Annotated in this window: 25 protein-coding genes; 13 read left to right on the top strand and 12 right to left on the bottom strand. The window is 69.4% G+C overall.

Features of this window, described 5'->3' with window-relative positions:
• Window positions 1–4 precede the first annotated feature (4 nt).
• The 3 genes from OHT51_RS13960 to OHT51_RS13950 are packed head-to-tail and all read left to right on the top strand — an operon-like array spanning window position 5 to window position 1,036.
• The gene (locus OHT51_RS13960) at window positions 5–271 is read left to right on the top strand and encodes an acyl carrier protein (protein ID WP_328879257.1); all 267 of its coding nucleotides are present in this window, start codon (window positions 5–7) and stop codon (window positions 269–271) included.
• A gap of 1 nt (window position 272) precedes the next feature.
• A complete protein-coding gene (locus OHT51_RS13955) occupies window positions 273–728 on the top strand; it encodes an SRPBCC family protein (RefSeq protein ID WP_328879256.1) in 456 nt (151 codons plus the stop codon).
• Window positions 713–1,036: a TcmI family type II polyketide cyclase gene (locus tag OHT51_RS13950; RefSeq protein WP_328879255.1), complete on the top strand. Its 324-nt coding sequence runs from the start codon at window positions 713–715 to the stop codon at window positions 1,034–1,036. The genes OHT51_RS13955 and OHT51_RS13950 overlap by 16 nt, the downstream gene beginning before the upstream one ends.
• A 75-nt stretch (window positions 1,037–1,111) precedes the next feature.
• On the opposite strand, the gene OHT51_RS13945 is transcribed toward OHT51_RS13950, so the two are convergent.
• Both OHT51_RS13945 and OHT51_RS13940 read right to left on the bottom strand, forming a co-directional pair.
• Complete coding sequence (locus OHT51_RS13945; RefSeq protein ID WP_328879254.1) at window positions 1,112–2,077, bottom strand: amidohydrolase family protein; 966 nt, start codon at window positions 2,075–2,077, stop codon at window positions 1,112–1,114.
• Between the two features lie 51 nt (window positions 2,078–2,128).
• On the bottom strand, window positions 2,129–3,760 hold the full coding sequence (locus OHT51_RS13940; RefSeq protein WP_328879253.1) for an FAD-dependent oxidoreductase: 1,632 nt from the start codon (window positions 3,758–3,760) through the stop codon (window positions 2,129–2,131).
• Between the two features lie 157 nt (window positions 3,761–3,917).
• Here OHT51_RS13940 and OHT51_RS13935 point away from each other — a divergent pair, with 157 nt between their 5' ends.
• From OHT51_RS13935 to OHT51_RS13915, 5 genes are all read left to right on the top strand, one after another.
• Complete coding sequence (locus tag OHT51_RS13935) at window positions 3,918–5,186, top strand: cytochrome P450 family protein (RefSeq protein WP_328879252.1); 1,269 nt, start codon at window positions 3,918–3,920, stop codon at window positions 5,184–5,186.
• Between the two features lie 10 nt (window positions 5,187–5,196).
• On the top strand, window positions 5,197–5,502 hold the full coding sequence (locus OHT51_RS13930) for an antibiotic biosynthesis monooxygenase family protein (protein WP_328884317.1): 306 nt from the start codon (window positions 5,197–5,199) through the stop codon (window positions 5,500–5,502).
• A gap of 74 nt (window positions 5,503–5,576) precedes the next feature.
• Complete coding sequence (locus tag OHT51_RS13925; RefSeq protein WP_328423301.1) at window positions 5,577–6,086, top strand: MarR family winged helix-turn-helix transcriptional regulator; 510 nt, start codon at window positions 5,577–5,579, stop codon at window positions 6,084–6,086.
• Between the two features lie 56 nt (window positions 6,087–6,142).
• Window positions 6,143–6,475 (top strand): DUF3817 domain-containing protein, encoded by a 333-nt coding sequence (locus OHT51_RS13920; protein ID WP_328879251.1) that lies wholly within the window; start codon window positions 6,143–6,145, stop codon window positions 6,473–6,475.
• Between the two features lie 72 nt (window positions 6,476–6,547).
• Entirely contained in the window at window positions 6,548–8,248 is a 1,701-nt protein-coding gene (locus OHT51_RS13915) for an acyl-CoA mutase large subunit family protein (RefSeq protein ID WP_328879250.1), read from the top strand.
• 12 nt (window positions 8,249–8,260) lie between these two features.
• On the opposite strand, the gene OHT51_RS13910 is transcribed toward OHT51_RS13915, so the two are convergent.
• Window positions 8,261–8,881, bottom strand: coding sequence for a TetR/AcrR family transcriptional regulator (locus OHT51_RS13910; protein WP_328879249.1), 621 nt, complete (start codon window positions 8,879–8,881; stop codon window positions 8,261–8,263).
• 211 nt (window positions 8,882–9,092) lie between these two features.
• Between OHT51_RS13910 and OHT51_RS13905 the strand changes: the two genes are divergently transcribed.
• The 4 genes from OHT51_RS13905 to OHT51_RS13890 all read left to right on the top strand — a co-directional run bounded on the left by OHT51_RS13905 (window position 9,093) and on the right by OHT51_RS13890 (window position 13,434).
• A complete protein-coding gene (locus OHT51_RS13905; protein ID WP_328879248.1) occupies window positions 9,093–10,067 on the top strand; it encodes a tetratricopeptide repeat protein in 975 nt (324 codons plus the stop codon).
• A 663-nt stretch (window positions 10,068–10,730) separates the two neighbouring features.
• Window positions 10,731–11,366: a DUF6230 family protein gene (locus tag OHT51_RS13900; RefSeq protein ID WP_328879247.1), complete on the top strand. Its 636-nt coding sequence runs from the start codon at window positions 10,731–10,733 to the stop codon at window positions 11,364–11,366.
• Between the two features lie 141 nt (window positions 11,367–11,507).
• Window positions 11,508–12,068, top strand: a complete 561-nt coding sequence (locus OHT51_RS13895) for a DUF6114 domain-containing protein (RefSeq protein ID WP_328879246.1) — start codon at window positions 11,508–11,510, stop codon at window positions 12,066–12,068.
• The gene (locus OHT51_RS13890) at window positions 12,058–13,434 is read left to right on the top strand and encodes a hypothetical protein (protein ID WP_328879245.1); all 1,377 of its coding nucleotides are present in this window, start codon (window positions 12,058–12,060) and stop codon (window positions 13,432–13,434) included. The genes OHT51_RS13895 and OHT51_RS13890 overlap by 11 nt, the downstream gene beginning before the upstream one ends.
• 224 nt (window positions 13,435–13,658) lie before the next feature.
• On the opposite strand, the gene pyk is transcribed toward OHT51_RS13890, so the two are convergent.
• The 3 genes from pyk to pta form a co-directional block, all read right to left on the bottom strand.
• On the bottom strand, window positions 13,659–15,089 hold the full coding sequence (pyk, locus tag OHT51_RS13885) for a pyruvate kinase (protein WP_328879244.1): 1,431 nt from the start codon (window positions 15,087–15,089) through the stop codon (window positions 13,659–13,661).
• 82 nt (window positions 15,090–15,171) lie between these two features.
• Window positions 15,172–16,401: an acetate kinase gene (locus OHT51_RS13880; RefSeq protein ID WP_328879243.1), complete on the bottom strand. Its 1,230-nt coding sequence runs from the start codon at window positions 16,399–16,401 to the stop codon at window positions 15,172–15,174.
• Complete coding sequence (pta, locus tag OHT51_RS13875) at window positions 16,398–18,500, bottom strand: phosphate acetyltransferase (RefSeq protein WP_328879242.1); 2,103 nt, start codon at window positions 18,498–18,500, stop codon at window positions 16,398–16,400. Before pta ends, OHT51_RS13880 begins: the two co-directional genes overlap by 4 nt.
• A gap of 183 nt (window positions 18,501–18,683) precedes the next feature.
• Between pta and OHT51_RS13870 the strand changes: the two genes are divergently transcribed.
• Entirely contained in the window at window positions 18,684–19,709 is a 1,026-nt protein-coding gene (locus OHT51_RS13870) for an ATP-dependent 6-phosphofructokinase (RefSeq protein WP_328879241.1), read from the top strand.
• Window positions 19,710–19,752: 43 nt separating this feature from the next.
• On the opposite strand, the gene OHT51_RS13865 is transcribed toward OHT51_RS13870, so the two are convergent.
• The 6 genes from OHT51_RS13865 to OHT51_RS13840 all read right to left on the bottom strand — a co-directional run bounded on the left by OHT51_RS13865 (window position 19,753) and on the right by OHT51_RS13840 (window position 26,789).
• The gene (locus OHT51_RS13865; RefSeq protein ID WP_443052474.1) at window positions 19,753–20,490 is read right to left on the bottom strand and encodes an XRE family transcriptional regulator; all 738 of its coding nucleotides are present in this window, start codon (window positions 20,488–20,490) and stop codon (window positions 19,753–19,755) included.
• A 372-nt stretch (window positions 20,491–20,862) separates the two neighbouring features.
• Window positions 20,863–21,702 (bottom strand): carbohydrate ABC transporter permease, encoded by an 840-nt coding sequence (locus OHT51_RS13860; RefSeq protein ID WP_328879240.1) that lies wholly within the window; start codon window positions 21,700–21,702, stop codon window positions 20,863–20,865.
• A 5-nt stretch (window positions 21,703–21,707) separates the two neighbouring features.
• A complete protein-coding gene (locus tag OHT51_RS13855; protein WP_328879239.1) occupies window positions 21,708–22,643 on the bottom strand; it encodes a carbohydrate ABC transporter permease in 936 nt (311 codons plus the stop codon).
• A gap of 10 nt (window positions 22,644–22,653) precedes the next feature.
• Entirely contained in the window at window positions 22,654–24,072 is a 1,419-nt protein-coding gene (locus tag OHT51_RS13850) for an extracellular solute-binding protein (RefSeq protein ID WP_328879238.1), read from the bottom strand.
• Between the two features lie 135 nt (window positions 24,073–24,207).
• Window positions 24,208–24,912: a response regulator gene (locus OHT51_RS13845; RefSeq protein ID WP_328879237.1), complete on the bottom strand. Its 705-nt coding sequence runs from the start codon at window positions 24,910–24,912 to the stop codon at window positions 24,208–24,210.
• Window positions 24,909–26,789, bottom strand: coding sequence for a sensor histidine kinase (locus OHT51_RS13840; RefSeq protein WP_328879236.1), 1,881 nt, complete (start codon window positions 26,787–26,789; stop codon window positions 24,909–24,911). The genes OHT51_RS13845 and OHT51_RS13840 overlap by 4 nt, the downstream gene beginning before the upstream one ends.
• Between the last annotated feature and the right edge of the window lie 20 nt (window positions 26,790–26,809).

The raw sequence follows: 26,809 nt of genomic DNA, 5'->3' as shown, positions 1-26,809 counted from the left end.
CCTCATGACCACCGGAGTGAACCAAGTGACCGTCGCCGAGCTGGCCGCGCTGATGAAGCAGGCCGCCGGTGTGTCCGTCGACGCGCACGACCTCGAAGCCCGGGCGGAGACGCCCTTCTCCGAGTTCGGGCTCGACTCGCTCGGTCTCCTCGGCATCGTGGGCGAGCTGGAGAACCGGCACGGCCAGGCACTGCCCACCGACGCGGAGCGCTGCAAGAGCCCCCGCGCCTTCCTCGACCTCGTCAACGGCAGCCTCACGACAGGAGCCTGAAGTGGCCGGACACACCGAGAACGAAATCACCATCGCCGCTCCCGTCGACCTCGTCTGGGACATGACGAACGACCTGGAGCGCTGGCCCCAGCTGTTCAGCGAGTACGCGTCCTGCGACGTGCTGTCCCGCGAGGGCGACACGGTGACCTTCCGCCTGACCATGCACCCCGATGAGAACGGCAAGGTGTGGAGCTGGGTCTCGGAGCGGGTCGCCGACCGCGAGAAGCTCGTCGTGCGCGCCCGCAGGGTCGAGACCGGCCCCTTCGAGTACATGAACATCGTGTGGGAGTACGAGGAGACCCCGGCCGGCACCCGGATGCACTGGACGCAGGACTTCGCCATGAAGCCCGACGCGCCGGTGGACGACGCCGGGATGACGGACATCATCAACCGCAACTCGCCCATCCAGATGGCCCTCATCCGCGACCGTGTGGAGGCCGCATGCACCACGCACTGATCGTCGCCAGGATGGCCCCGCAGTCCGCCTCGGACATCGCGGGCGTCTTCGCGGCCTCCGACCGGGGCGAACTCCCGCACCTCGTCGGGGTGACCCAGCGTTCGCTGTTCCAGTTCGGCGATGTGTACATGCACTTCATCGAGGCCGAGCAGGACCCGGGCCCCGCCATCGCTAAGGTGGCCGGGCACCCCGAGTTCGTCGACATCAGCAGGAAGCTCGAGGCGTTCGTCAGCCCGTACGACCCGCAGACCTGGCGGAGTCCGAAGGACGCGATGGCGCAGCGCTTCTACCACTGGTCGAAGAGCTGAGGTCGAAGGGCTGAGAGCGACAAAGCCGCCGCCCGCGCCGGACAGGCGCGGGCGGCGGCTTTGTCGTGCGGCCGGTCACCGACGGGCGAGCCCCGGCATCAGCCGCAGCGCGTTCTCCCGGTTGATGCCCTGGAGCTGCTGCTCCGAGAGGAAGGGATCGCCGTCCAGCGCGGGGGTCACGCTGTCGGTGATGACATGCGCGGGGGTGGGCGGCCAGTCCGTGCCGAAGAGGATGCGGTCGGGGTCCACCGTCGCCAGCAGAGTGGGTGTGGCGGACGGCGACATGGGGCCCGCCGTGTCGAAGTAGAACCGGTGCAGGTAGTCACGGACCCGGTCGGCCTCGATCGGCGGGTTGATGCGTCCGCCGAACAGTTCGAGGCGGGTGGCCATGTAGGGGAGGAAGCCCCCTCCGTGCGGCAGGACGAAGCTGAGGTTCGGGTAGCGGTCCAGGGTGCCGTTGCGGATGAGGTTGATGGCCGCGCGGGTGGTGTCCAGCAGGAAGTCGCACACGAAGGGCGGCATCCCCGGCAGCCCCGCGTCACCGTCCTTCCCGGCCTGCACCTCCATGGGGTGCGTGCTGATGACCGCGGACCGCTCGTTCAGCTCCTGCAGGAGACGGTCGTGCGACTCGTCGCCCAGGAAGACGCCGTTGACGCTCGTGCGCGTGCTCACCCCGACGGCACCGAGCTCGTCGAGGCCGTGGCGCACGCTCCACGAGGAGAGCTCCAGGTCGTCGAGGAAGACGGGCGTGAAGAAGGCGAAGCGCGCGGGGTTGGACTCGACGACGTCGGCCGCCGCCCGCAGGGCGACGCGTGCGCTCTCCTGGCGCTCGGCGCGCTCACGGAACCGGCCCAGCATCGCGACGGTCATGACGGACGTGCCGATGCCGTTCTTGTCCATGACCTCCAGTGCCGCGTTCAGGTCCCACCGGGTCCACCAGGGGAGCTTCTCGCGGCTGACGACGCCCCGCTCCTCGGCCCAGTCCAGCCAGGCCGGGGCGGTGAAGTGGTGGTGGACGTCGATGCGTCCGGCAAGGGTCATAACAACGTCCTCGGTGTGGGGTGTTCAGGGGTGACGGGGGTTCACGGGGGTTCAGTCGCGGCAGAGCAGGGTCTGCAGCACGTTCGTCAGGACGCGGTCGGCGTCCGGCATCGCGGCGTCCGCCCGCCAGGCGACGAAGCCGTCCGGGCGGACCAGGACGGCGCCGTCCTCGGCCGTGCCGTGCAGCTCCGCCCAGTCGGCGTCCGTGTCGGGGACGAGGTCGTGGTCGGGCCCCGTGCCCACGAGGTACGCCTCGACCGGGACGCCCAGGTTCAGGGAGGCCTTCTCCACCGCGGTCCGCCACTTCTGTCCGCCGGAGCCGGCGAGCAGCACGAAGGAGCGCTCGTACAGATCGAGCGTGGAGATCCTGCCGCCCCCTCGCACGACCCACATGTGCGGCGCACGGCTGCCCGGTTCGCCGCCCAGCTGGAACGTGTCGGGGACGATCGGCTGCTCCGGGTGGGCGCCCACCACGGCGTTCGACGCGTACCGGTAACAGAGGGCGACGGTCATCAGGTCCGCCGGGTCGTTGTTGCGTCCCGCGGCGGGGCTGAACCCCGGGTGCTGTTCGTCGGCCGCCTGGACGCACGCGCGTGTGCCGGTCGCGAGGGCGACGGGCCGCCGCTCCCGCTCGTAGGACTCGAGGAGCGGCAGGCCGGCCCAGCCGCGCAGCACCGAGGCCAGTTTCCAGGCGAGGTTGTGAGCGTCCTGGATGCCGGTGTTGGAGCCGAACGCCCCGGTGGGCGGCATCTCGTGGGCCGAGTCGCCGGCCAGGAAGACCCGGCCCTCGCCGTAGCTGTCCGCGACCCGCTTCGACGCGTGCCACGGGGCCTTGCCGGTGATCTCGACGTCGATGTCCGAGGCGCCGACGGCAGCGCGGATGTGGGCGGAGAGCCGCTCGTCGGTGAAGTCCTCCAGGTCCTCGCCCCGGTCGGGATACCAGGGAACGTGGATCACCCAGCGCTCCTCGTTGTCCACCGGGAGCAGTGCACCCTCCCCGTCGGGGTCGGTGACATAGCAGACGACGAATCGCTTCTCTCCGACGTACTTCTTCAGCGCCCTGCTGCGGAAGGTGACGCTGACGTTGTGGAACAGCTCGCCCGGCCCCGACTGGCCGATCCCCAGGTGGTTGCGGATGGGGCTTCTGGGACCGTCGGCGGCCACCAGAAAGTCGGCGTTCACGGTGTAGGTCTCACCGGTCTCCCGGTTCCTGACCCGGGCCTGCACTCCGTCCCCGGTCTCCGTGAAGGAGAGCAGCTCCGAGCTGAAGCGGATGTCGGCACCCTGCTCGCGGGCGTAGCTCAACAGCACGGGCTCCAGGTCGTTCTGACTGCACAGGCACCAGTCCGCGGAACTGACCCGGGAGATGTCCATGCCGCCGGAGATGTCCCCGATGATCCAGCGGCGTTCCTTCCCGGTGAGCTTGTCCACCTGGAGGATGCCGTCGTTCCCGGAGAGCACGCGGGCCGCCTCCCGGATGCCCGACTCCAGGCCGGCGGTCCGGTAAATCTCCATGGTGCGCACGTTGTTGCCACGGCCGCGCGGATGCGTCGATGTCCCGGCATGCCGCTCCACGAGCATGTGCTCAATTCCGAGGCGCCCCAAGAATACCGAAGTGGAAAGACCCACCAGGGATCCGCCGACGATGAGAACTGGTACAGATTCCGCTTCGTGTCCGCTCACGTCGTCGATGTTTACCAGTTCGGACTCCGGTCCACACGTCCTCCGGCGACCCGACCCGTTTGGCGCAGTGCCGTTTGCGGCGTGGTGCCGCCCGGGAAACGGTGGCACTGACCGACGGAATCCGACCGCCGGAATCCACGCCTACCCGGGGACAGTCATGACGCAAGCTTTCGCATCCGAGGAATCCGGGGCACTGTCGCGCGAAGAAGCCGCGGCCGCGGCCGCGGCGTGCAGCCGGGAGTTCCGCGCCAACCCGCATCCCGTGTACGCCACGCTGCGGGAAACGGCACCCGTCTGCCCGATGTCGCCGCCGCACGGCGTCGAGACGTACCTCATCACGCGGTACGACGACAGCCGCGCCGCGCTGGCCGACCCCCGGCTGAGCAAGGACATGTACGGCGCCATCGACGCCTACCACCGCATCTTCGGTGACTCGTCGATCGCGCTGGACGACAACATGCTGTTCTCGGACCCGCCGAAGCACACGAGGCTGCGCAGGATCGTCGGCAGTACGTTCACTCCGAAAAGGGTGGAATCGCTGCGCACCCGGATCCAGGAGATCAGCGACGGGCTGCTGGATCAATGTCCGACGTCCGGTCCGTTTAATTTGCTCCCGGAGTTCTGCTTCCCGCTGCCGCTGCAGGTGATCTGTGAACTCCTGGGCGTCCCGGAAAACGAGCGCACACAGGCTCAGGAATGGTCGGCGACCGTCGCGCAGACCGGTTTCGGGCCGGAGGCGAGAAAGGCTCTGGAAATCGCCGAGGGAAATCTCCGCGAGTATCTGGTGGACCTGTGCGCGCGAAAGCGGAAGGCGCCGGACTCGGGTCTGCTCAGCGCGCTCGTCACGGCCAAGGACCAGGAAGGCGCGCTCACCGACAGCGAACTCGTGTCCACGGCGTGGGTGCTCCTCTTCGCGGGCCACAAGACGACGGCGTACCAGATCGGCAACACCGTCTACCACCTGCTCAGCCGCCCGGAGCAGAAGCGGCTCGCACTGCGGGACGACGCCTCCCTGGCCGCGGCGATCGAGGAGATCTTCCGCTTCGAGAGCTCCGTGGAGAACTCCACCTTCCGCTGGGCGAAGGAGGACATCGTCATCCGCGACCAGCTCATCCCCAAGGGTGCGCTCGTCCAGATCTCGATCACCGGCGCCAACCGTGACCCGGAGGTGTTCGCCGACCCGAACGAGCTGGACGTCCAGCGCCCGAACGCCCAGGCGGCGCATCTAGCCTTCGGCTACGGCCCGCACTACTGCGCCGGCGCACCGCTTGCCCGGCTGGAGATCCAGCTCGCCCTCGCCACCCTGTTCCGGCGGCACCCGCAGATGGCTCTGGCCGTGGCACCGGAGGAAGCGCGCTGGATGACCGTGCCGTTCCCCGCGTTCCGCGGACTCGCGGAACTGCCGGTCGTCCTCGACCCGTCCTGACGTGAGCACCATGGAACGCGTGCGGGTCGTTCGGCTGCTGCATGTGCGCGAGGGCCGGGAAGCGGACTTCGTGGACTCCTATCAAGGCGTGCGCGAACGTGCCGCGCGTGCCCCCGGGCACCTCGGCGAACAGTTGTGCCGCTCCCTCGACGATCCCGCTCGATGGCTGCTCACCAGCGAGTGGGAGAGCATGGACGCCGTCAAACGGTGGCGGACCGACCCCGACCACCAGCTGCTGGTCGAGCCGATGAACGCCTGTCTGCACGACGACCGGTGGACAGGGGCCTTCCAGGTCCGGGACCTGGTGGCCGAGTAGCGCGGCGGCAGGGCAGGGGACCGAAGGGCGAGACGGGGCTGACCAGCATGTGACCGGCCGGTAAGGTCGGTGCCGTGCCGAAGCCGCTCAGTCTTCCCTTCGACCCCATCGCCCGCGCCGACGAACTCTGGAAGCAGCGCTGGGGAAACGTGCCGTCCATGGCCGCCATCACCTCGATCATGCGCGCACAGCAGATCCTGCTGGCCGAGGTGGACGCGGTGGTCAAGCCGTACGGGCTGACGTTCGCGCGGTACGAGGCACTGGTGCTGCTCAACTTCTCCAAGGCCGGGGAACTGCCGATGTCCAAGATCGGCGAGCGGCTCATGGTGCACCCCACGTCCGTGACGAACACCGTCGACCGGCTGGTCAAGTCGGGTCTGGTCGACAAACGGCCCAACCCCAACGACGGGCGCGGCACGCTCGCCTCCATCACCGACAAGGGCCGGGAGGTCGTCGAGGCGGCCACCCGCGACCTGATGGCCATGGACTTCGGGCTCGGGGCGTACGACGCCGAGGAGTGCGCGGAGATCTTCGCGATGCTGCGCCCGCTGCGGGTGGCGGCCCACGACTTCGACGAGAGCTGACTTCGCGGCCGGGGGCCGCGGCAAGATCTCCCGGAACGCCTGGTTACGCTCTTCGCATGAAGAAGAGCGTCCTGACCCGCTACCGGGTGATGGCCTACGTCACCGCCGTGATGCTGCTCGTCCTGTGCACCTGCATGGTGTTCAAGTACGGCTTCGACATGGGCGAGGACGTCACCTTCGCCGTCTCCCAGGTCCACGGCTTCCTCTACATCATCTACCTGGTCTTCGCCTTCGACCTCGGCTCCAAGGCCAAGTGGTCGTTCGGCAAGCTGCTGTGGGTGCTGCTCTCCGGGACCATTCCCCTCGCCGCCTTCTTCGTGGAGCGCAAGGTCACACGAGAGGTCGAACCGCTGGTCGGGGACCCTGCGCCGGCTGTCGCCAAGGCCTGACGACACCGCCGTACGCGTGCGTACGGCGGTCTGCCATCGACATTTACTTGGACGTCCTAGTAAATTTGAAGCATGGACGCTGACGCCATCGAGGAGGGCCGCCGTCGCTGGCAGGCCCGCTACGACGCTTCGCGCAAGCGCGAGGCCGACTTCACCACGCTCTCCGGGGACCCCGTGGAGCCGGTGTACGGGCCCAGGCCTGGGGACAGGTACGAGGGCTTCGAGCGGATCGGATGGCCCGGGGAGTACCCCTTCACGCGCGGGCTGTATCCGACCGGCTACCGAGGGCGGACGTGGACCATCCGGCAGTTCGCCGGGTTCGGGAACGCCGAGCAGACCAACGAGCGGTACAAGATGATCCTCGGCAACGGCGGAGGCGGTCTCTCGGTCGCCTTCGACATGCCGACGCTCATGGGCCGCGACTCCGACGACCCGCGCTCGCTGGGCGAGGTCGGGCACTGCGGTGTCGCCATCGACTCGGCCGCCGACATGGAGGTCCTGTTCAAGGACATCCCGCTCGGTGACGTGACGACCTCCATGACCATCAGCGGACCGGCCGTGCCCGTCTTCTGCATGTACCTGGTGGCCGCCGAGCGCCAGGGTGTCGACCCGGCTGTGCTCAACGGCACGCTGCAGACCGACATCTTCAAGGAGTACATCGCCCAGAAGGAGTGGCTCTTCCAGCCCGAGCCGCACCTGCGCCTCATCGGCGACCTCATGGAGCACTGCGCGGCCGGCATCCCCGCCTACAAGCCGCTGTCCGTCTCCGGCTACCACATCCGCGAGGCCGGAGCGACGGCCGCGCAGGAGCTGGCGTACACGCTGGCGGACGGGTTCGGGTACGTCGAGCTGGGGCTCTCGCGCGGGCTGGACGTCGACGTGTTCGCCCCCGGGCTGTCCTTCTTCTTCGACGCGCACCTCGACTTCTTCGAGGAGATCGCCAAGTTCCGGGCCGCCCGTCGTATCTGGGCGCGCTGGATGCGGGACGTGTACGGGGCGAAGAGCGACAAGGCGCAGTGGCTGCGCTTCCACACGCAGACCGCCGGTGTCTCGCTGACCGCCCAGCAGCCGTACAACAACGTCGTCCGTACGGCCGTGGAGGCGCTCGCCGCCGTGCTCGGCGGGACGAACTCGCTGCACACCAACGCCCTCGACGAGACCCTCGCCCTGCCCTCCGAGCAGGCCGCCGAGATCGCCCTGCGCACCCAGCAGGTCCTCATGGAGGAGACCGGGGTCGCCAACGTGGCCGACCCGCTGGGCGGTGCGTGGTACGTCGAGCAGCTGACCGACCGCATCGAGGCCGACGCCGAGAAGATCTTCGAGCAGATAAGGGAGCGCGGGCTGCGGGCGCACCCCGACGGCCGGCACCCCATCGGGCCGATCACGTCCGGGATCCTGCGGGGCATCGAGGACGGCTGGTTCACCGGGGAGATCGCCGAGTCGGCGTTCCGGTATCAGCAGTCGCTGGAGAAGGGCGACAAGAGGGTCGTCGGGGTCAACGCCCACACCGGCTCCGTCACCGGCGACCTGGAGATCCTGCGGGTCAGCCACGAGGTGGAGCGGGAGCAGGTACGGGTGCTGGGCGCCCGCCGCGACGCCCGGGACGACGCGGCCGTGCGCACCGCGCTCGACGCGATGATCGCCGCCGCCCGCGACGGGTCCAACATGATCGAGCCGATGCTGGACGCGGTTCGGGCCGAGGCGACGCTGGGCGAGATCTGCGGCGTGCTGCGGGCCGAGTGGGGGGTGTACACGGAGCCGCCGGGGTTCTGACCCCGCACAGCTCTACGCGGCGCCGGTGAGGCCGAGGAGCAGCACGCGCGTGAAGCCGTGCACCCACTCCTCGTCGGCCGGCTCCGCGCTGACCAGGGTGCGGTGCACCACCGCACCCGCCACCACGTCGAAGATCAGGTCCACGGTGCGCGCCGCTTCCTCCGGATCATCCGTCTCCGGGGGGAGCTCGCCGCGTTCCTGGGCCCGGCAGCGCCCCTGCAGGACCAGGCCCTTCTGGCGCTCGACGATGGACTGGCGGATGCGCTCGCGCAGGGCGTCGTCGCGGGTCGACTCGGCGACCACCGCCATCAGCCCGCTCTTGGCCTCCGGGCGGGCCAGAATCGCCGCGAACTGCAGGACCACGCCCTCGATGTCGGCGGCCAGGGAGCCGCGGTCGGGGAGCTCCAGCTCGTCGAAGAGCTCGGCCACCGCGTCGACCACCAGCTCGTTCTTGCCGGACCAGCGGCGATAAAGCGTCGTCTTTGCAACCCCCGCGCGTGTTGCCACGTCTCCCAAAGTGAGCTTGGACCAGCCCAGTTCGACCAGAGCCTCGCGCGTCGCAGCCAGGATCGCGGCGTCCGCGGCGGCGCTGCGCGGGCGGCCGGGACGGGGGGCGGTGGTGCGGCTCTGCATCCCATGACCATATCCGGGGGGTTCCTGTGTGGTCGTGAGGGAGATCACGGGATGGTGGTGTTCCGGAACCCCGCTCTGCCATTACGCTACGAGTCGTAGCGAAAGCGATGACCACTGACGCGGGTGGGGACCCGGCGTCGAACAGCAGCGGACCGGACCGGCTTTCGGACCGTTTTTCACATGCGCGGGCGGATCGGGGGAGGATAGACGCATGCAGCCACGGAACATGTCCATGAGCGGAGTCGTCGACCTCGCCGCGGTGAAGGCGGCCCAGGAGGCCAAGGCGAAGGCGGAGCAGGCGCGTGCCGAGTCCGCCCGGCAGGGCGGGGGAGGGGCCGTGTCGCCCGCCGACCTCGTCATCGATGTGGATGAGGCGGGGTTCGAGCGGGACGTCCTGCAGCGGTCCGCCGAGGTGCCCGTCGTCATCGACTTCTGGGCCGAGTGGTGCGAGCCCTGCAAGCAGCTCAGCCCGCTGCTGGAGCGGCTCGCCGTCGAGTACGCCGGGCGGTTCATGCTCGCCAAGATCGACGTCGACGCCAACCAGATGCTGATGCAGCAGTTCGGCGTACAGGGGATTCCGGCCGTGTTCGCCGTCGTCGCCGGACAGGCGCTGCCGCTCTTCCAGGGCGCCGCAGGTGAGGCGCAGATCCGCGAGACGCTGGACCAGCTCGTCGCCGTCGCCGAGCAGCGCTTCGGCCTGACCGGCCTCACCGTCGACCCGGACGCCGAGCCCGGGGGCGCCCAGTCCGCTCCCGCCGCGCCGGCCGGCCCGTACGACGCGTTGCTGGAGGCCGCCGTACAGGCCCTGGACGCGGGCGACTTCGGCGGTGCCGTCCAGGCCTACAAGAACGTGCTGAGCGAGGACCCGGCGAACATGGAGGCCAAACTGGGTCTCGCGCAGGCCGAGTTGCTGCAGCGCGTGCAGGGTCTCGACCCCCAGCAGGTGCGCAAGGACGCCGCCGAGAAGCCGGCCGATGTGCAGGCGCAGATCGCCGCCGCCGACCTGGACCTGGTGGGCGGCCATGTCGAGGACGCTTTCGGACGGCTCATCGAGACCGTGCAGCGCACTGTGGGTGACGACCGGGACGCCGTACGGCTCCGGCTGCTGGAGCTCTTCGAGGTCGTGGGCGGCGAGGACCCGCGCGTGGCCGCGGCCCGCCGGGCACTGGCCCGCGCCCTGTTCTGACCGGGGCTTCGAGCGGGGCGGTGGCCCCGTTCTGACCAGTAACTAAACGCGAGGGCGCGTGTTGCCCGAGTGAAGGGATTGCCCTGGAGGGCATCAGAGCGGCCGCGCTTTACCAAATCTTGGTAATCGCGGCCGCAGTTACTGCGGGTAAGTCGAAGCCGTCATTCTGTCGGAATCTGTCCGGTGATTAATGGACTTGTCCGGTCGCCCGACACCACCCTGCGTCGCTGTCCGAGACCGGCAGGTCGTTGTTCGGTTATCCGCCCGTTACTACCGAGTAACGAAGCCCCTTGTGCGGGCGGCGAGAATGCACCACGATCGGCCACGCTCGGTCCATTCCCGCACCCCGACAGCCGGTTGGGTCACGGGAGTTCCTGGGTCCCCACCGAGCAGAGCCGGCGGCAGTGGCGCCGGCTCTTGGACAGGGGGGTCTTCGCCCACCCGGCGAAGCCTGTCCAGCAAGGTTGTGCGTGATGCGTGTCAGGCGCGACCAGTGGTTGTCGCTCGGGGGTGATCGCCGGTGATCGGTGCGCGGTTCGCGCCTCCGAGGACGGGCGCTCTCCTTTCCGAGGACGTAGCACTTCTCCCATCCCTGCCCGGCTGAGCCGTCGAGCTGACAGTGGCAGCCAGGGCCAGGAGATGTACGTCCGAGAAGGAGGAAATATGGAGTCCCAGGTGCGTGGCGGGACCAGATGGAAGCGGTTCGCTGTGGTCATGGTGCCCAGCGTCGCCGCCACGGCTGCGATAGGTGTCGCCCTCGCGCAGGGCGCTCTCGCCGCGTCGTTCAGTGTCTCCGGGCAGTCGTTCAAGGTCACGACCGACAAGCTCGTCGGTAATGGCTTCTCGCAGTACGGCGCTCTTGACGAGGGCTACACGCTCTCCGGCAAGAAGACGGTTCACCCCGTCGCCGTCTCGGGGTTCGAGTCCGCGACGATCACCAACATGTGCCAGTCCGTTGTCACCCCCGACATCCCGATCCTCGGGAGCGTCAGCCTGATCCTTCGGGCGGGCCAGGGTGACAAGCCGGTCGAGGCCAAGAACCTGTACATCGACGTGGCCGACCTTGAGGCCGACGCCACGTTCGAGAACATCGACATCGGTGTGGCCGCCAAGGACGCCAACAAGGGTCCGGGCATGAAGGGCGGCGGCGAGCAGGCCAACCCCTTCGGCTTCGCCCAGCAGGCCGACAAGGCCACGCTGAGCAACGTGAAGCAGACGGCGTGGGCGACCACCGCCGGAACCTTCAAGCTCAGCGGTCTGAAGATGTCGCTGTCGACGGGTGTCAAGGAGTGCTACTAAGCACTCACTGACGGGCGGGGGAGCCGATGGCACCCCCGCCCGTCCACTCTCCGCCCGCTTTCTTCACAAGCGGTCACATGCACCACAACTCACCACCACCGCACCACCATCACAGCAAGCCGTAGCAGGGAGCTGTTTTCCATGAGCGCCGAGACTCCTGCCGTATCCGGCCAGTTCGCCCACCGCAGGACGCAGTTCGCTGCCTGGCGGGGTACGCGGCCGTTCTGGGCCGGTCTGTTCGTCATGCTCGGCGGACTCCCCATCGCCTACTTCCCATACGCGAACCTCCAGATCGGCCATCTGACGCTGGCGATGCAGACCGCGGGGGGCTCCAGCTCCCTGATCATCGGTGTGCTGCTCGTCGTCCTCGGCTTCACTCTCTGGTTCCAGAAGCACGTCCGCACCTTCGCGGGCGTCGCGGCGATCCTGCTGGCGCTGGTGTCCATCCCGCTGTCCAACCTCGGCGGCTTCCTGATCGGCTTCCTCCTCGCCCTCGTCGGCGGGGCCATGGCCGTGTCGTGGGTGCCCGCCCGGGACTCCGACGCGCAGCCGGCACAGCCGGACACGACGGGCGGGGAGAGCGCACCCGCGGGTGCCTCGGACCCCGACACCACGATCCTCAAGCCCGTGGTGGGCGAGCCGAACGATCTGTCAGGAACGAGCCCGGCGAACGGGGCGAACGGGAGGCACAGTGCCGGCTGACGAGGTGACCCACGGGACTGAGGTGGACAAGTCCCGTGTGAGAACCGGGCCGCGTCACGCGGCGCCCAAGAAGCCGCTGTTCACCAGGTTTCAGATGCCGGCCGGCAAGGCGATAGCCCTGGCGGCGATGCCGACGGCGGTCCTGATGGGCATGGGCTTCACGCCCACGCTCGCGCAGGCCGACAGCGACAACGCCACGAAGCCGACGTCCAACAGCCTCACCGCGGACGAGTACAAGGAGTGCGTGGCGGCACTGGAGGACGACGCCTCGGCGTCCGCGTCCCCCAGCGCCAGTGAGTCCACGGACAAGGACGAGACGGACGAAGCGGCCGAGCCGACCCCGTCGGCCTCCTCCGACCAGGACTCCTCGGACAACTCCGGCTCCTCGGACACGTCGGGTTCTTCGGACTCCGCGGGCGATTCCTCCTCGTCGGATTCAGGTTCCGACGACGCGGCCGAGCCCACGCCGACCCCGTCGCCGAGCAAGGCGGGCGAGGCCCAGTCCGGCGACTCGGCCACGGCCTCCCCCTCGCCGTCCGAGAGCGGCGGCAACGTGCTGGAGGACATCGGCGACGCCATCGAGGGCATCTTCACGGGCGGTGCGAAGGACGAGGAGTCCGCGAGCCCGACGCCGACGCCCTCCGCAAGCGCGAGCGAGGAGACGTCCTCCGGATCCGCCGATTCCGGCACGTCCGGCACGGACACCTCCGAGTCGTCCGACCCCGTCAAGGAGACCGCCGACAAGGCCACCGACGCGGTGAAGGACACCGTCGAGGGCGCCACCGACAAGGCGTCCGAGGCGGCCGAGGACACCACCGAGGCGGCCCAGGAGGCGGCCGACGAGGCCACCGCCACGCCGAGCCCGTCCGCGAGCTCCACCACGGACCCGGAGAACTGCCCGGCCGCCACGGACGAGGAGGGCGGCGTCGACAACCCCGTGCCGCTGCCCGACGACCCGTGGTTCCTGAACGCCAGCTCGCTGCTGCTCAAGGGCGCCGACTACCAGGGCATCGTCAAGGTGAAGACGGCCAACGGCACCACCAAGAAGGTGCTGAAGTACGTCATCTCCGACGGCACCGACATCGGCGACCTGCACCAGACGGTCAAGGACAAGCAGTCCGGCAAGACCTACCACGTGCAGGCGGCCGAGGGCTCGACGTCCACGATCCGCAACGGCAAGACGGTGATGTACACCGAGAGCATCTCCGGCAACCTGCTGGGTCTGATCCCGGTGACGTTCGACCCGGAGCACCCGCCGCCGCTGAACATCCCGCTGATCTACTTCACGAAGGTGAAGGTCACCCAGGCCGGCCAGTTCGGCGGCACCCTGCACGTGCCCGGACTGCACAACTTCACGACCGACTGAGCCGGGGCGCCTCGATCAGGCGCCCCCACAGACCCGTTCGGGAGCCGCACAACCGGCCGTGGCCCGGTCCTCCAAGCGAGGGCCGGGCCACGGCTGTGCACCCCGTCAGGTGCCGGCGATGTACGAGGCGCTGAGCCACCTGTGCGCACACACGGACGAGGGCGCCCCCTGCCGGCAGGGGGCGCCCTCCATGTCGTAGCAGGGCCTCAGAGCGGCCCGTGCGGTCAGTCCCGCGGGCGGCCGCCGAGGTGGTGGACGCGGACCATGTTGGTGGTGCCGGGGACGCCGGGCGGGGAGCCGGCGGTGATGACCACGATGTCGCCCTCGTTGAACAGACCGAGCTTGACGATCTCCTGGTCGACCAGGTCGACCATCTCGTCGGTGCTGTTGACGAACGGGACGACGTGCGGCTCGACACCCCAGCTGAGCGTCATCTGGTTGCGCGTGGACTCGTCCGTGGTGAACGCGATGATCTGCTGGGCCGCGCGGTAGCGGCACAGGCGGCGGGCGGTGTCGCCGGACTGGGTGAAGGCGACCAGGCCCTTGCCGCCGAGGAAGTCGGCGATCTCGCAGGCGGCACGGGCCACCGAACCACCCTGGGTGCGGGGCTTCTTGCCCGGCACCAGCGGCTGCAGGCCCTTGGACAGAAGCTCCTGCTCGGCCGCGGTGACGATCTTCGACATCGTCTTGACGGTCTCGATCGGGTACGCGCCAACGCTCGACTCCGCGGACAGCATGACCGCGTCGGCGCCGTCCAGGATCGCGTTGGCCACGTCGGAGGCCTCGGCGCGGGTCGGGCGGGAGTTGGTGATCATCGACTCCATCATCTGGGTCGCCACGATCACCGGCTTGGCGTTGCGGCGGCACAGCTCGATGAGCCGCTTCTGCACCATCGGGACCTTCTCGAGCGGGTACTCGACGGCCAGGTCGCCACGCGCGACCATCACGGCGTCGAACGCCAGCACGACGTCCTCCATGTTCGCCACCGCCTGCGGCTTCTCCACCTTGGCGATGACCGGGACGCGGCGGCCGACCTCGTCCATGACCTTGTGCACGTCCTGCACGTCGTTGGCGTCCCGGACGAAGGACAGCGCGACCATGTCGCAGCCCATGCGCAGCGCGAACCGCAGGTCCTCGACGTCCTTCTCGGACAGCGCCGGCACGTTCACGGCCGCGCCGGGCAGGTTGATGCCCTTGTGGTCGGAGACGACGCCGCCCTCGATGACGATCGTCCGCACCTGCGGGCCCTCGACGTCCAGGACCTTCAGCTCGACGTTGCCGTCGTTGATGAGGATCTGGTCGCCGCGCGAGACGTCGCCCGGCAGGCCCTTGTAGGTGGTTCCGCAGATGGACTTGTCGCCCGGGACGTCCTCGGTCGTGATGACGAACTCGTCACCGCGCTCCAGCTCGACCGGGCCCTCGGCGAAGGTCTCCAGGCGGATCTTGGGGCCCTGCAGGTCGGCGAGCACGCCGATGGCACGCCCGGTCTCCTGGGCGGCGGCCCGGAGCCGCTCGTAGCGGCCCTGGTGGTCTTCGTGCGTGCCGTGGCTGAAGTTGAAGCGGGCCACATTCATGCCCGCCTCGATCAACGCGACGAGCTGTTCATGGGAGTCGACCGCGGGGCCGAGAGTACAGACGATTTTCGAACGGCGCATGGGACGATCCTATCGGTTTGTTTCGCCGCGGAATATTCCGTCTGGCGGAAGATACAAATGAGCTGCGTAATGCTCAGCCGTGTTACTCGGCCGTTGCTTCAACGGTGTTCTCCCCGACCAGTGCGTAGGTCTGCGTCGCGATCTCCAGTTCTTCATCCGTCGGCACCACCGCGACCGCCACCCGCGCGCCCGGGGGCGAGATCAGCCGCGGCTCGTCACCGCGTACGGCGTTCAGCCCGGCGTCCACCGCGAGGCCCAGTTGGTCCAGGCCCGCCACGGCGGCTTCCCGCACCGGTGCCGCGTTCTCGCCCACGCCGGCCGTGAACGCGATCGCGTCCACCCTGCCGAGCACCGCGTAATAGGCGCCGATGTACTTCTTCAGTCGGTGAATGTAGATGTCGAAGGCCAATTGGGCCCGCTCGTCACCTTCGTCGATCCGCCGGCGGATCTCCCGCATGTCGTTGTCGCCGCACAGGCCGATCAATCCGCTCTTCTTGTTGAGAAGAGTGTCGATTTCCGCGATGGACATTTCGCCAACACGCGCCAAATGGAAGATGACGGCGGGATCGGTGTCACCGGATCGCGTACCCATCACGAGCCCCTCCAAAGGCGTCAGCCCCATGGAGGTGTCCACGCACTTGCCGCCCCGTACGGCGGACGCGGACGCGCCGTTGCCGAGGTGCAGCACGATGACGTTCACGTCCTCGGGCGCCTTGCCCAGCAGCTTCGCCGTGGCCCGGGAGACATACGCGTGCGAGGTGCCGTGGAAGCCGTAGCGGCGTATCCGGTGCCGGTCGGCGGTCTCCACGTCGATCGCGTAGCGGGCGGCCGACTCCGGCATCGTGGTGTGGAACGCGGTGTCGAAGACGGCGACCTGGGGCAGGTCCGGGCGCAGCCCCATGGCCGTACGGATCCCGGTGAGGTTGGCCGGGTTGTGCAGCGGGGCCACCGGGATGAGCCGCTCGATCTCGGCGAGTACGGCGTCGTCGATGACGGTCGGCTCGGTGAACTGCTTGCCGCCGTGCACGACCCGGTGGCCGATCGCGGCCAGCTCGGGCGAGTCGATCCCGAGGCCGTCCTTGGCGAGCTCCGCCGAGACGGCCTTCAGGGCGGCGTCGTGGTCGGCGATCGGCCCGGTCCACTCGCGGGCCTCGCCGCCGCTCGCCAGCGGCGTGTGCTTGAGCCGGGAGGTCTCCTCGCCGATGCGCTCGACGAGGCCCACGGCGAGCCGGCTGCTGTCGCGCATGTCGAGCAGCTGGTACTTCACCGACGAGGAGCCGGAGTTGAGGACGAGGACGCGGGTCGCGGTCACTGGGCGGTGGCCTTCTCGGTGGGGGACAGGGCGGGGGACTGGGCCTGAATGGCGGTGATCGCCACGGTGTTCACGATGTCCTGGACCAGGGCGCCCCGGGACAGGTCGTTGACCGGCTTGCGCAGACCCTGCAGCACCGGGCCCACCGCGATCGCGCCGGCCGAGCGCTGCACGGCCTTGTAGGTGTTGTTGCCGGTGTTGAGGTCAGGGAAGATCAACACGCTTGCCTGGCCGGCGACTTCGGACTCCGGCAGCTTGGTGGCCGCGACCGACGGCTCGACGGCGGCGTCGTACTGGATCGGCCCCTCGGTCTTCAGGTCGGGCCGCCGCTCGCGCACCAGCTCCGTCGCCTCGCGCACCTTGTCGACGTCGGCGCCCGAGCCCGACGTACCCGTCGAGTACGACAGCATCGCGATGCGCGGCTCCACGCCGAACCGCTGGGCGGTGGCCGCCGACTGGATGGCGATGTCGGCCAGCTGCTCGGCGTTCGGGTCGGGGTTCACGGCGCAGTCGCCGTAGACGAGCACGCGGTCGGCCAGGCACATGAAGAAGACGGACGAGACGATGTCGGCGTCGGGATTGGTCTTGATGATCTCGAAGGCCGGGCGGATGGTCGCCGCAGTGGAGTGCACGGACCCGGAGACCATGCCGTCCGCGAGGCCCTCCTGCACCATCAGCGTGCCGAAGTAGTTCACATCGGAGACGACGTCGTACGCCAGCTCCACCGTCACGCCCTTGTGGGCGCGCAGCTGGGCGTACTTCTCGGCGAAGGTGTCGCGCAGCTCGCTGGTCGCCGGATCGATCAGCTGGGTGTCGCCCAGGTCGATGCCGAGGTCGGCGGCCTGCTTGCGGATCCGGTCGACCGGCCCGAGGAGGGTGAGGTCGCAGACATTGCGGCGCAGCAGCACCTCGGCGGCGTGCAGAACGCGCGGCTCGGTGCCCTCGGGCAGCACGATGCGGCGCATGTCCGAGCGGGCCTGCTCCAGCAACTTGTGCTCGAACATCATCGGCGTGAGCCGGTCGCTGCTCGGCGCCGAGACCCGCTTCAGCAGGTCGACGGTGTCGACGTACCGCTCGAAGAGGCCGAGGGCGGTCTCCGCCTTGCGCGGGGTGCCCGCGTTCAACTTCCCCTCCATGGCGAAGAGCTGCTCCGCGGTGGGGAAGCTGTAGCCGGGCACCGAGAGCACCGGGGTGCCCGGGGCGAGGCGGGCGGCGAGGGTGAGGATCTCGTCGCCGGGGCGCTCGTCCAGGGTGAGCAGGAGGCCGGCGATCGGCGGGGTGCCGGCGCTGTGCGCGGCCAGCGAGCCGACGACCAGGTCGGCGCGGTCGCCCGAGGTGACGACGAGGCAGCCCGGGGTCAGGGCCTTGAGGAAGTTCGGCAGCATGGCGCCGCCGAACACGAAGTCCAGGGCGTCACGCGCGAGCCCCGAGTCGTCGCCGAGCAGGACCTTCGCGTCCAGGGCCTGGGCGATCTGCCAGACGGTCGGCGCGGCGAGGGCGGGCTCGTCCGGGACGACGTAGCAGGGCACCGGCAGCCGCGACCGCAGCGCCTGGGCGATCTCGTCCCGGTCGTCCCGGGCGACCCGGTTGGCGACCATGGCGAGCACGTCACAGCCAAGGCCCTCGTATGCCCGGAAGGCGTTGCGCGTCTCGGCGAGCACCGACTCGGCGGCCTGCTTGCGGCCGCCCACGACGGGTATCACGGACGCGCCGAACTCGTTGGCGAGCCGGGCGTTGAGGGAGAGCTCGTCCGGGAGCTGGGTGTCGGAGTAGTCGGTGCCGAGGACGAGGACCACGTCGTATGCGCGGGCGACGGCGTGGAAGCGGTCGACGAGCGTGGAGACCAGCTCGTCCGTGCCGCGCTCGGCCTGCAGGGCGGACGCCTCGTGGTAGTCCATGCCGTAGACCGTCGCCGGGTCCTGCGAGAGGCGGTAGCGGGCGCGCAGCAACTCGAACAGACGGTCGGGGACGTGGTGGACCAGCGGCCGGAACACCCCCACCCGGTCGACCTGCCGGGTCAGGAGCTCCATCACTCCCAGTTCGACGACCTGGCGGCCGTCGCCGCGGTCGATGCCGGTCACGTACACGCTGCGCGTCACGCGTGCTCTCCGTTTCGTCTGGGGGGCCGCAAAATCGCCCACCAGGGTGAGCGAAACCCTCTTGACAATACCCTTGCCGGTAGATAAGGCGCCCGTCAGGTTCGTGGGCCCGACATCCCCCTCGGGACATGAAACAATCGGACTGGCTCACCGGTATCAACAGCGAGCAGGAGACACAGCACGATGCGTATCGGAGTCCTCACCGCAGGCGGCGACTGCCCCGGCCTGAACGCCGTGATCCGGTCGGTCGTGCACCGTGCCGTCGCACAGTACGGCGACGAGGTGATCGGCTTCGAGGACGGGTACGCGGGCCTGCTGGACGGCCACTACCGCAGCCTCGACCTGGAGGCGGTCAGCGGCATCCTGGCCCGCGGCGGCACCATCCTGGGCTCGTCCCGCCTGGAGCGCGACCGGCTGCGCGAGGCCTGCGAGAGCGCCCCCGACATCGCCCGCGACTTCGGCATCGACGCGCTGATCCCGATCGGCGGCGAGGGCACGCTGACGGCGGCCCGCATGCTGTCGGACGCCGGCCTGCCGGTGGTCGGCGTACCGAAGACCATCGACAACGACATCTCGTCCACGGACCGGACGTTCGGCTTCGACACCGCGGTCGGCGTCGCCACCGAGGCCATGGACCGGCTGAAGACGACGGCCGAGTCCCACCAGCGCGTGATGGTCGTCGAGGTCATGGGCCGCCACGCGGGCTGGATCGCGCTGGAGTCCGGCATGGCGGCGGGCGCCCACGGCATCTGCCTGCCCGAGCGCCCCTTCGACCCCGCCCTCCTCGTCTCGATGGTCGAGGAGCGCTTCGCGCGCGGCAAGAAGTTCGCGGTGATCTGCGTCGCCGAGGGCGCCCACCCGGCCGACGGCACCATGGACTACGGCAAGGGCGACATCGACCAGTTCGGCCACGAGCGCTTCCAGGGCATCGGCACCGCGCTGGCGTTCGAGCTGGAGCGCCGCCTCGGCAAGGAGGCCAAGCCGGTCATCCTCGGCCACGTCCAGCGCGGCGGTGTGCCCACGGCGTACGACCGCGTCCTCGCCACCCGCTTCGGCTGGCACGCGGTGGAGGCGGCCCACCAGGGCCAGTTCGGCAGGATGACCGCGCTGCGCGGGACCGACATCGTCATGGTGCCGCTTGCGGAGGCGGTGACCGAACTGAAGACGGTGCCGAAGGACCGCATGGAAGAGGCGGAGTCGGTGTTCTAGATCGATCTGCTGAAGCCGCACCTGGAGAACAATCACTGAGACGTCAGGGGGCATCCCCTTGGACGGTCCTCCAGAAGTGCTCCACGATCCGGTCCAGGAACTCACGGCCGGCCGCGCTGGAGTCACTGCCGCCCCCGCCCCAGCTGAGCGTGGCGGTCATCTGCCCCTGGTAGTTCTGGTGCAGCTCCTGAAGGGCGTCCTCCAGGACACGCCGGTCCAGGGGCACCATCTTCCCGACGGGGCGTACATACGCCTGCCAGCGCGTCGTCACGGCACTGCGCAGCAAGTCGGCGAGCTTCGCGTCCCGGCCGGTGACGGTGATGAAGTCCGGCACCGTCAGGCCGAGGATCTCGGCGAGGGCGGCGGACTGCCGGTCGGTGCCCTGCCAGTCGTCGCTCTCCTCCATGCGGAGGTACGTGCCGAGGTCGTGCCCGACGGTACGGGCCACGTCCTCGGGGGCGAGGCCGCGGGCGATGCGGTGTTCGCGCAAGGTCCGAGGCTTGCCGAGCAGTTCACTGGGCGAGCACCACAGCACGCCCGCCAGAGCGGTCAGCTCGCTGTTGTCCGGTGAGGCGATCTCACGTTCCCAGGCGATGACGAGGTCCTCGGTGACGTAGGGGAGTCCGTACGAGGTTCGCATGCCGTAGGCGACGTGCTCGGGCCGCATGTTGAGAGCGGCGCGCAGTCTGCGGGCGGCGGGGGCGTTGAAGGGGGGAGTGGGCGGGGTACGGCGGCTGGAGCGGTTGGGGGGCTGGTTCGGTTGGGCTTGGGGTCGGCGCACGGGGCACAACGTAGGGCGGCCGGAGTGGGGTGACTACGGTCTGTTCAGCCAGGATCACGGATTGTAGGAAGATACGGCTACCGGCGAGTTCGACGCCCGGCGGAGGCCGTCACGGGCTGCGCGGGCGATGGGCGGGTGATCGCTCCGATGGGCGGTGGCATGCCATGAATGGCAACCTCGGTGGGCATATTCGCAGGCGCCGTGCGTATCGATCTTCAGATGTCCGCCGGCGGTGCGCCGGGAGGGCATGGCGTGGGTGTCGGGCATGCGGGCGGACGTCGAAGATGAGTACGTCCGACGGCGAGGGTACCGGCGCCGTGGCGGTGGACGGCAGGCGGCTCAATCCCGACGCTCGCCGCGCGCGGGACGCGCCTACCCCTTTACCGCCCCGCCCAACGCGAACCCTCCGCCCAGCCGCCTCGCCACCAGCACATAGAGCAGAATCACCGGCGTCGAGTAGATGATCGAGAACGCCGCCAGCTGCCCGTACACCACCGTCCCCCGATTCCCGAAGAACTCGTTGATGCTCACCGCGGCCGGCATCTGGTCCGGCGTGAGCAGCAGCATGAACGGGACGAAGAAGTTCCCCCACATCATCACGAACGAGAACACCGTCACCACCGCCACCCCGGGCCCCATCAGCGGCAGCACGATCCGCGCCAGCGACTGGAGCGACGACGCCCCGTCCGTCCAGGCGGCCTCCTCCAGTTCCTTCGGCACCCCGTCCATGAAGTTCTTCATCAGCCAGATGGCGAACGGCAGTTGGGAGGCGGCGAAGAAGAAGATCGTCCCCTCCATGGTGTCGATGAGGTTCACCTGCACGAACAGGGCGTACACCGGCACCATGATCGCCGTGATCGGCAGGCTCGTCGCGAACAGGATCGTGAGCAGGAACGGGCGGTTGAAGCGGGACCGGAACCGTGACAGCGGGTAGGCGGCGAGCGCCGCGCACGCGACCGTCAGTGCCGTGCCCCCGCCGCACAGCAGCAGGCTGTTCAGCAGCGGTGTGAAGGTGATCTCCGGGGTGAGGACCGAGTCGAAGTTGTCCAGCGTGACGCCGTCCGGGACCTTCACCTGGAGGTTGGCGTTCGTGTCCAGCGAGGAGAGGAGCACCCACGCCAGCGGGAGTACGAAGGCCGCGGCCACCACCAGGAGGCCGGCGTCGGCGGCCAGGCGGTGCGAGGTGCGCCGGGACGAGAGAGTGCGGGGCATCGGCGTCACACCTCCGTTCGCAGCAGACGCAGGTAGACCACCGAGAACAACGAGCCCACCACCAGGAGCAGGAGGGCGACCGCCGTGCCGTAACCGATCATGCTCTTCTGGAACGCCTCCTCGTACATGAACAGCGGCAGTGTCTGGCTCTTGCCGCCCGGACCGCCCCTGGTCATCACCCAGATCAGGCCGAAGACGGACAGGGTCTGGAGGGTGATCAGCATGAGGTTGGTGCCGATGGAGCGGCGGATCATCGGGAGGGTGATGTGCCACATGCGGCGCCAGCCGCCGGCGCCGTCGACCTCGGCCGCCTCGGTGATCTCCTTGGGGATCTCGTTCAGCGCGGCGGAGTAGACCAGCATCGAGAAGGCGGTGCCGCGCCAGACGTTCGCGAAGGACACCGCCAGGATCGGGAGGGTGAACAGCCAGTTCTGGGTGGGGAGATGGAGCCAGTCCAGGATCGCGTTCAGGGTGCCCTCGCGGCGGAAGAAGGCGTAGAGCAGGAAGCCCGCGACGACCTCCGGCAGGACCCACGCCGTGATGACGACGGCGCCCACCAGCGTGCGAACGGGCTTCGACGCCCGCTGCATCAGCGCGGCCAGGGCCAGGCCCAGGGTGTTCTGGCCGAGCAGGGCCGAGATGACGGTGAAGACGAGGGTCAGCCAGACCGCGTTGCGGAACGCCTCGTCGTCGAACGCCGCACGGAAGTTGTCGAGACCGACGAACGAGTCCTCGGCCTGGCCGGTGAGCTGGAGGTCGGTGAAGGCGATGTAGGCGCAGTAGGCGATGGGGCCGGCGAGGAAGAGGAGCAGGAGGACGACGGCGGGGGTGACGGGCAGGGCCCGTAGGAACGGGACGTGACGAGGGCGGGTGCCCGGCGTGGCCGGTGCGGGGGCCCGGCCCGGCCTCTTCGCGAGGCCGGGGCCGGTGGCGGTCTTCATGAGGGGTGACTCACTTCTCGATCACCTTGCCGTCCGTCGCCGATTTCAGCTCCTCGTCGTACGACTTGGCCGCGTCCTCGACCGAGGCGTCACCCGTCGTCACGCCCTCCATCGCCTCCTGGATCGCGGTGGACACCTTCGGGTACGCCGGGTAGGCGGGCCGGTAGTGCGTCGACGCGACGAGGTCGGTGAAGAACTTGATGCCGGGCTGGGCGTCGACGTACGCGGGATCGGCCGCGACGTCCTTGCGCACCGCGATGCCCGAGTTGGCGATGTACCACTTCTGGGCGTTCGCCTTGGTCTGCATCGTCTTGACGAACTCGAAGGCCAGGTCGGGGTTGCCCGCCTTGGCCGGGATGGACCAGGTCCAGCCGCCGGACATGCTCACCTTGCCGGGGGCCTGGCCGTTCTGGGTGGGCATGTGGGCGAGACCCAGCTTCTGCGACCACTCGGGCCATTCGTGGCCGCTGCCCTCCAGCCAGTCCTGCGGGAGCCAGGAGCCGTCGAGGTCGATGCCGAGCTTTCCCTCGGGGAGCAGTTCACCGCGCACACGGGTACCGAAGTTGGGGTCGAGGGCGTCCGAGACGTCCGGGCCCAGCTTCTCCTTGTAGACCGTCTCCACAAACCCGAGGGCGTCCTTGAACCCCTGGCTGCCGGCGATCCACTTCTTGGACGCCTTGTCATAGAGCGGGTCCGTGGTGCCGTCGTTCGTGCCGTAGAGCAGCATCTCGAAGCCCTGCATGGTCGCCGCCTCACCGGCGGGCTTGCCGGTGTAGACGTTGAGGGGGGTGACACCCGGGACCTTCTTCTTGATCGCTCGGGCGGCTTCGAGGACGTCGTCCCAGGTCTTCGGCTGCCAGTCGGCGGGCAGACCGGCCTTCTTGAAGATGTCCTTGCTGAACCACAGGCCCCGCGTGTCCGTCCCGTCCGGGACGCCGTACGTCTTCCCGTCCTCCCCCTTGGCCGCCGCCTTCGCCGTGTCGATGAACTGGCCCCAGTCCTTCCACTTGGCGAGGTACGGGTCGAGCGGCTTCAAATACCCGCTGGTGATGTCCGAGTTGATGAGGAACGTGTCCTCGTAGACCAGGTCCGGGGCGGTCTTGGGGGAGCGGAGCATCTGCTGGAGCTTGGTGTAGTACTCCGAGTCCGGCGCCTTGATCGGCACGAACTCGACCTTCTTGCCCGGGTTCGCCTTCTCGAACTGCTTCTTGATGTCCGCGAGATAGGTGTCCATCACCTTGATGGAGTTGTCCGTGGACTGCTTGAAGGAGACCTTCAGGGTGTCGGGGTCGCTGCCGGATCCCCCGCCACAGGCGGTGAGCGTGCCTGCGGCGGCGAGGGTGAGGGCGAGGAGTGCGGGGAGGGCGGGGCGAGTTCGGAGGGTGGTTCGGGCGGCTCGGACGGGGCGGGCGGTGGGGCGCACGGGCATGACCTCCTGGGGCCTACGTCGTTGTGGCCTGGGGTTGTCTGCCCGGTGAACCTAAGAGGAGTGGTCTAGTCAGGTCAATGAGTGTGCGTGGGATTGGGCGGTGGATCGGGAAGCTGCTCGGGCCGGGTCACGTCGCTACCGGCCCGACCCCGCCCCCGGCATCCACCGATACACCAACTCCGGCCTACCCACCTGCCCATAGACCGGCGCCCGCTCGGCCCTCCCGGCCTCCACCAGGTGCTCCAGATACCGCCGAGCCGTGATCCGGGAAATCCCCACGGCCTCGGCCACCCCCGCCGCGGTGAGCCCTTCCTCGGCCTCCCGCACGGCCCCGGTCACCCGCTCCAGCGTCGGCCCGCTCAACCCCTTCGGCAACGCCGCCGGCCCCGGTGCCCGCAGTGTCGCCAGGGCCCGGTCCACCTCGTCCTGTCCGCTGGCCTCACCGACCGCCGCATGGAACTCGGCGTAGCGCACCAGGCGGTCCCGAAGCGTGGCGAACGTGAAGGGCTTCAGCACGTACTGCACGACCCCCAGCGACACCCCCTCGCGGACCACGGCGAGATCCCGAGCCGACGTCACCGCGATCACGTCCGCGTGGTGGCCGGCCGCTCGCAGTGACCGCGCCAGTTGCAGCCCGTGCACATCCGGCAGGTGCAGGTCCAGCAGCAGCAGATCCACCGGCGTACGCTCCAGCGTGCGCCGCGCCTCCGCACCAGTGTGCGCCTTGCCGACGGCGACGAAGCCCGGTACCCGGCCGACGTACATCATGTGTGCGTCCGCCGCGACCGGATCGTCCTCCACGACCAGGACCCGAATCGCCTGCTCGGCCGACGCCGTCATACGTCACCTCTCGAAACAACCGCACCACCGGAACCCGGGCGGGGCTCGGACTGCTGGGATTGCTGAGATCGCTGGGGCTGGTGGGGCTGGTGGGGCTGGTGGGGCTGGTGGGGCTGGTGGGGCTGGTGGTGGGACTGCTGCGCAGGCTCGGCGCCCGGCAAGGGCTCGGCGCCCCTGAGCGGCTCCACGCCCGGCAGGGGATCGCCGCCCTCCCGGGGCGCAGCACCTGGCACAGGCTCCGCCTCTTCCCGCCGGACCCCGTCCCGCAAGCGACCCTCACCCAGCGGCAGCCGTGCCTCGAACTCTGCCCCGCCCCCGGCAGCCTCCGCCACCGACAGGTCGCCGTCGTGCCGGTGCACCGCCTGTCGGACAAGTGCCAGTCCCAGGCCGCGACCGCCCGGTCCCGCCGGCTTCGTCGAGAAGCCGCGCTCGAACACCGCCTCCGCGTGGGCGGGATCCACCCCGGCCCCCGTGTCGGACACCCGCAGGACCAGCTCTCCGCCCTGCGTGTACGCCGTCACCGTCACTCGCGCCCCCACACTGCCCTGCGCGGCGTCCACCGCGTTGTCGATCAGGTTGCCGAGGATCGTCACCAGATCCCGGGACGGCAGGGACGGCGGCAGCAGGCGGTCGTCCAGTCTGCTGTCCTGCGAGACGACGAGTTCGACGCCCCGCTCGTTGGCCTGTGCCGCCTTGCCCAGCAGAAGCGCCGCCAGTACCGGTTCGCTGACCGCCGCCACGACCTGGTCCGTCAGCGCCTGCGCCAGCTCCAGCTCGGCCGTCGCGAACTCCACCGCCTCCTCGGCGCGTCCGAGTTCGATCAGCGAGACCACCGTGTGCAGACGGTTCGCCGCCTCGTGCGCCTGTGACCGCAGCGCCTGGGTGAAACCCCGCTCGGAGTCCAACTCGCCCATCAGGGACTGCAGTTCGGTGACATCGCGCAGGGTCACCACCGTGCCGCGGCGCTCACCGCCCGACACCGGTGAGGTGTTCACCACCAGCACCCGCTCCGCCGCGAGGTGCACCTCGTCCACCCGCGGCTCGGACGCCAGCAGCGCCCCGGTCAGCGGGGCCGGCAGGCCGAGCTGTGCGACCGACTGCCCCACCGCATCGCCGGCCACGCCGAGCAGCTCGCGCCCCCCGTCATTGATCAGCGCCACCCGGTACTGCCCGTCCAGCATCAGCAGCCCCTCACGCACCGCATGCAGGGCGGCCTGGTGGTAGTCGTGCATACGGCTCAGCTCGGCGGCGTTCATACCGTGGGTGTGCCGCCGCAGGCGGGCGTTGATGACGTACGTGCCGATCGCCCCCAAGGCGAGGGCACCCGCCGCCACCCCGATCAGGGCCGTCAGCTGGTCCTGCACCCGCTTGCTGATCTCCTCGACCCGGATGCCCGCGCTCACCAGCCCGACGATGTGCGACGGCTGGTTCCCCCCGTCGTAGATCGGTACGACCGCCCGCACGGACGGGCCGAGCGTGCCGGTGTACGTCTCCCTGAAGGGCTCCCCGCGCAGGGCGCGCTCCGTGTGACCGCGGAAGTGCTGCCCGATCTGCTTCTCGTCGGGGTGCGTCCAGCGGATGCCCTCGGGACTCATGATCGTGACGAAGTCGACCTCGGCGTCGCGCTGGACACGGAGCGCGTACGGCTGGAGCTCGGCCGTCGGATCGGCCGTACGGATCGCCTCCCCCACGGACGGGGCATCGGCTATCGACTGCGCCACCGCCATGGCCTGCCGGCCCGCCGCGTCCTCGGCCTGCCCGCGGTCGCTGACGTATGTGAACACCGCATACCCGGCGACGAGCACCGCTATCAGCACGGCCTGCATGGCGAAGAGCTGGCCGGCCAGGCTGCGGGGTCGCGGGACGGGGATGCGCATGCCGTCAGTGTGCCCCATGG

Source organism: Streptomyces sp. NBC_00299, assembly GCF_036173045.1.
GTDB classification, from domain to species: Bacteria; Actinomycetota; Actinomycetes; order Streptomycetales; family Streptomycetaceae; genus Streptomyces; species Streptomyces machairae.
This window is presented reverse-complemented; position numbering and strand designations above follow the sequence as displayed.

Excerpts from the sequence above, each read along its gene's own strand:
- OHT51_RS13870 (WP_328879241.1), top strand. The coding sequence starts at position 18,684 with ATGCGTATCGGAGTCCTCACCGCAGGCGGCGACTGCCCCGGCCTGAAC.
- OHT51_RS13855 (WP_328879239.1), bottom strand. The coding sequence starts at position 22,643 with ATGAAGACCGCCACCGGCCCCGGCCTCGCGAAGAGGCCGGGCCGGGCC.
- OHT51_RS13900 (WP_328879247.1), top strand. The coding sequence starts at position 10,731 with ATGGAGTCCCAGGTGCGTGGCGGGACCAGATGGAAGCGGTTCGCTGTG.
- OHT51_RS13850 (WP_328879238.1), bottom strand. The coding sequence starts at position 24,072 with ATGCCCGTGCGCCCCACCGCCCGCCCCGTCCGAGCCGCCCGAACCACC.
- OHT51_RS13930 (WP_328884317.1), top strand. The coding sequence starts at position 5,197 with ATGGAACGCGTGCGGGTCGTTCGGCTGCTGCATGTGCGCGAGGGCCGG.
- OHT51_RS13920 (WP_328879251.1), top strand. The coding sequence starts at position 6,143 with ATGAAGAAGAGCGTCCTGACCCGCTACCGGGTGATGGCCTACGTCACC.
- OHT51_RS13915 (WP_328879250.1), top strand. The coding sequence starts at position 6,548 with ATGGACGCTGACGCCATCGAGGAGGGCCGCCGTCGCTGGCAGGCCCGC.
- OHT51_RS13860 (WP_328879240.1), bottom strand. The coding sequence starts at position 21,702 with ATGCCCCGCACTCTCTCGTCCCGGCGCACCTCGCACCGCCTGGCCGCC.
- OHT51_RS13910 (WP_328879249.1), bottom strand. The coding sequence starts at position 8,881 with ATGCAGAGCCGCACCACCGCCCCCCGTCCCGGCCGCCCGCGCAGCGCC.
- pyk (WP_328879244.1), bottom strand. The coding sequence starts at position 15,089 with ATGCGCCGTTCGAAAATCGTCTGTACTCTCGGCCCCGCGGTCGACTCC.
- OHT51_RS13945 (WP_328879254.1), bottom strand. The coding sequence starts at position 2,077 with ATGACCCTTGCCGGACGCATCGACGTCCACCACCACTTCACCGCCCCG.
- OHT51_RS13905 (WP_328879248.1), top strand. The coding sequence starts at position 9,093 with ATGCAGCCACGGAACATGTCCATGAGCGGAGTCGTCGACCTCGCCGCG.
- OHT51_RS13840 (WP_328879236.1), bottom strand. The coding sequence starts at position 26,789 with ATGCGCATCCCCGTCCCGCGACCCCGCAGCCTGGCCGGCCAGCTCTTC.
- OHT51_RS13895 (WP_328879246.1), top strand. The coding sequence starts at position 11,508 with ATGAGCGCCGAGACTCCTGCCGTATCCGGCCAGTTCGCCCACCGCAGG.
- OHT51_RS13935 (WP_328879252.1), top strand. The coding sequence starts at position 3,918 with ATGACGCAAGCTTTCGCATCCGAGGAATCCGGGGCACTGTCGCGCGAA.
- OHT51_RS13960 (WP_328879257.1), top strand. The coding sequence starts at position 5 with ATGACCACCGGAGTGAACCAAGTGACCGTCGCCGAGCTGGCCGCGCTG.
- OHT51_RS13950 (WP_328879255.1), top strand. The coding sequence starts at position 713 with ATGCACCACGCACTGATCGTCGCCAGGATGGCCCCGCAGTCCGCCTCG.
- OHT51_RS13845 (WP_328879237.1), bottom strand. The coding sequence starts at position 24,912 with ATGACGGCGTCGGCCGAGCAGGCGATTCGGGTCCTGGTCGTGGAGGAC.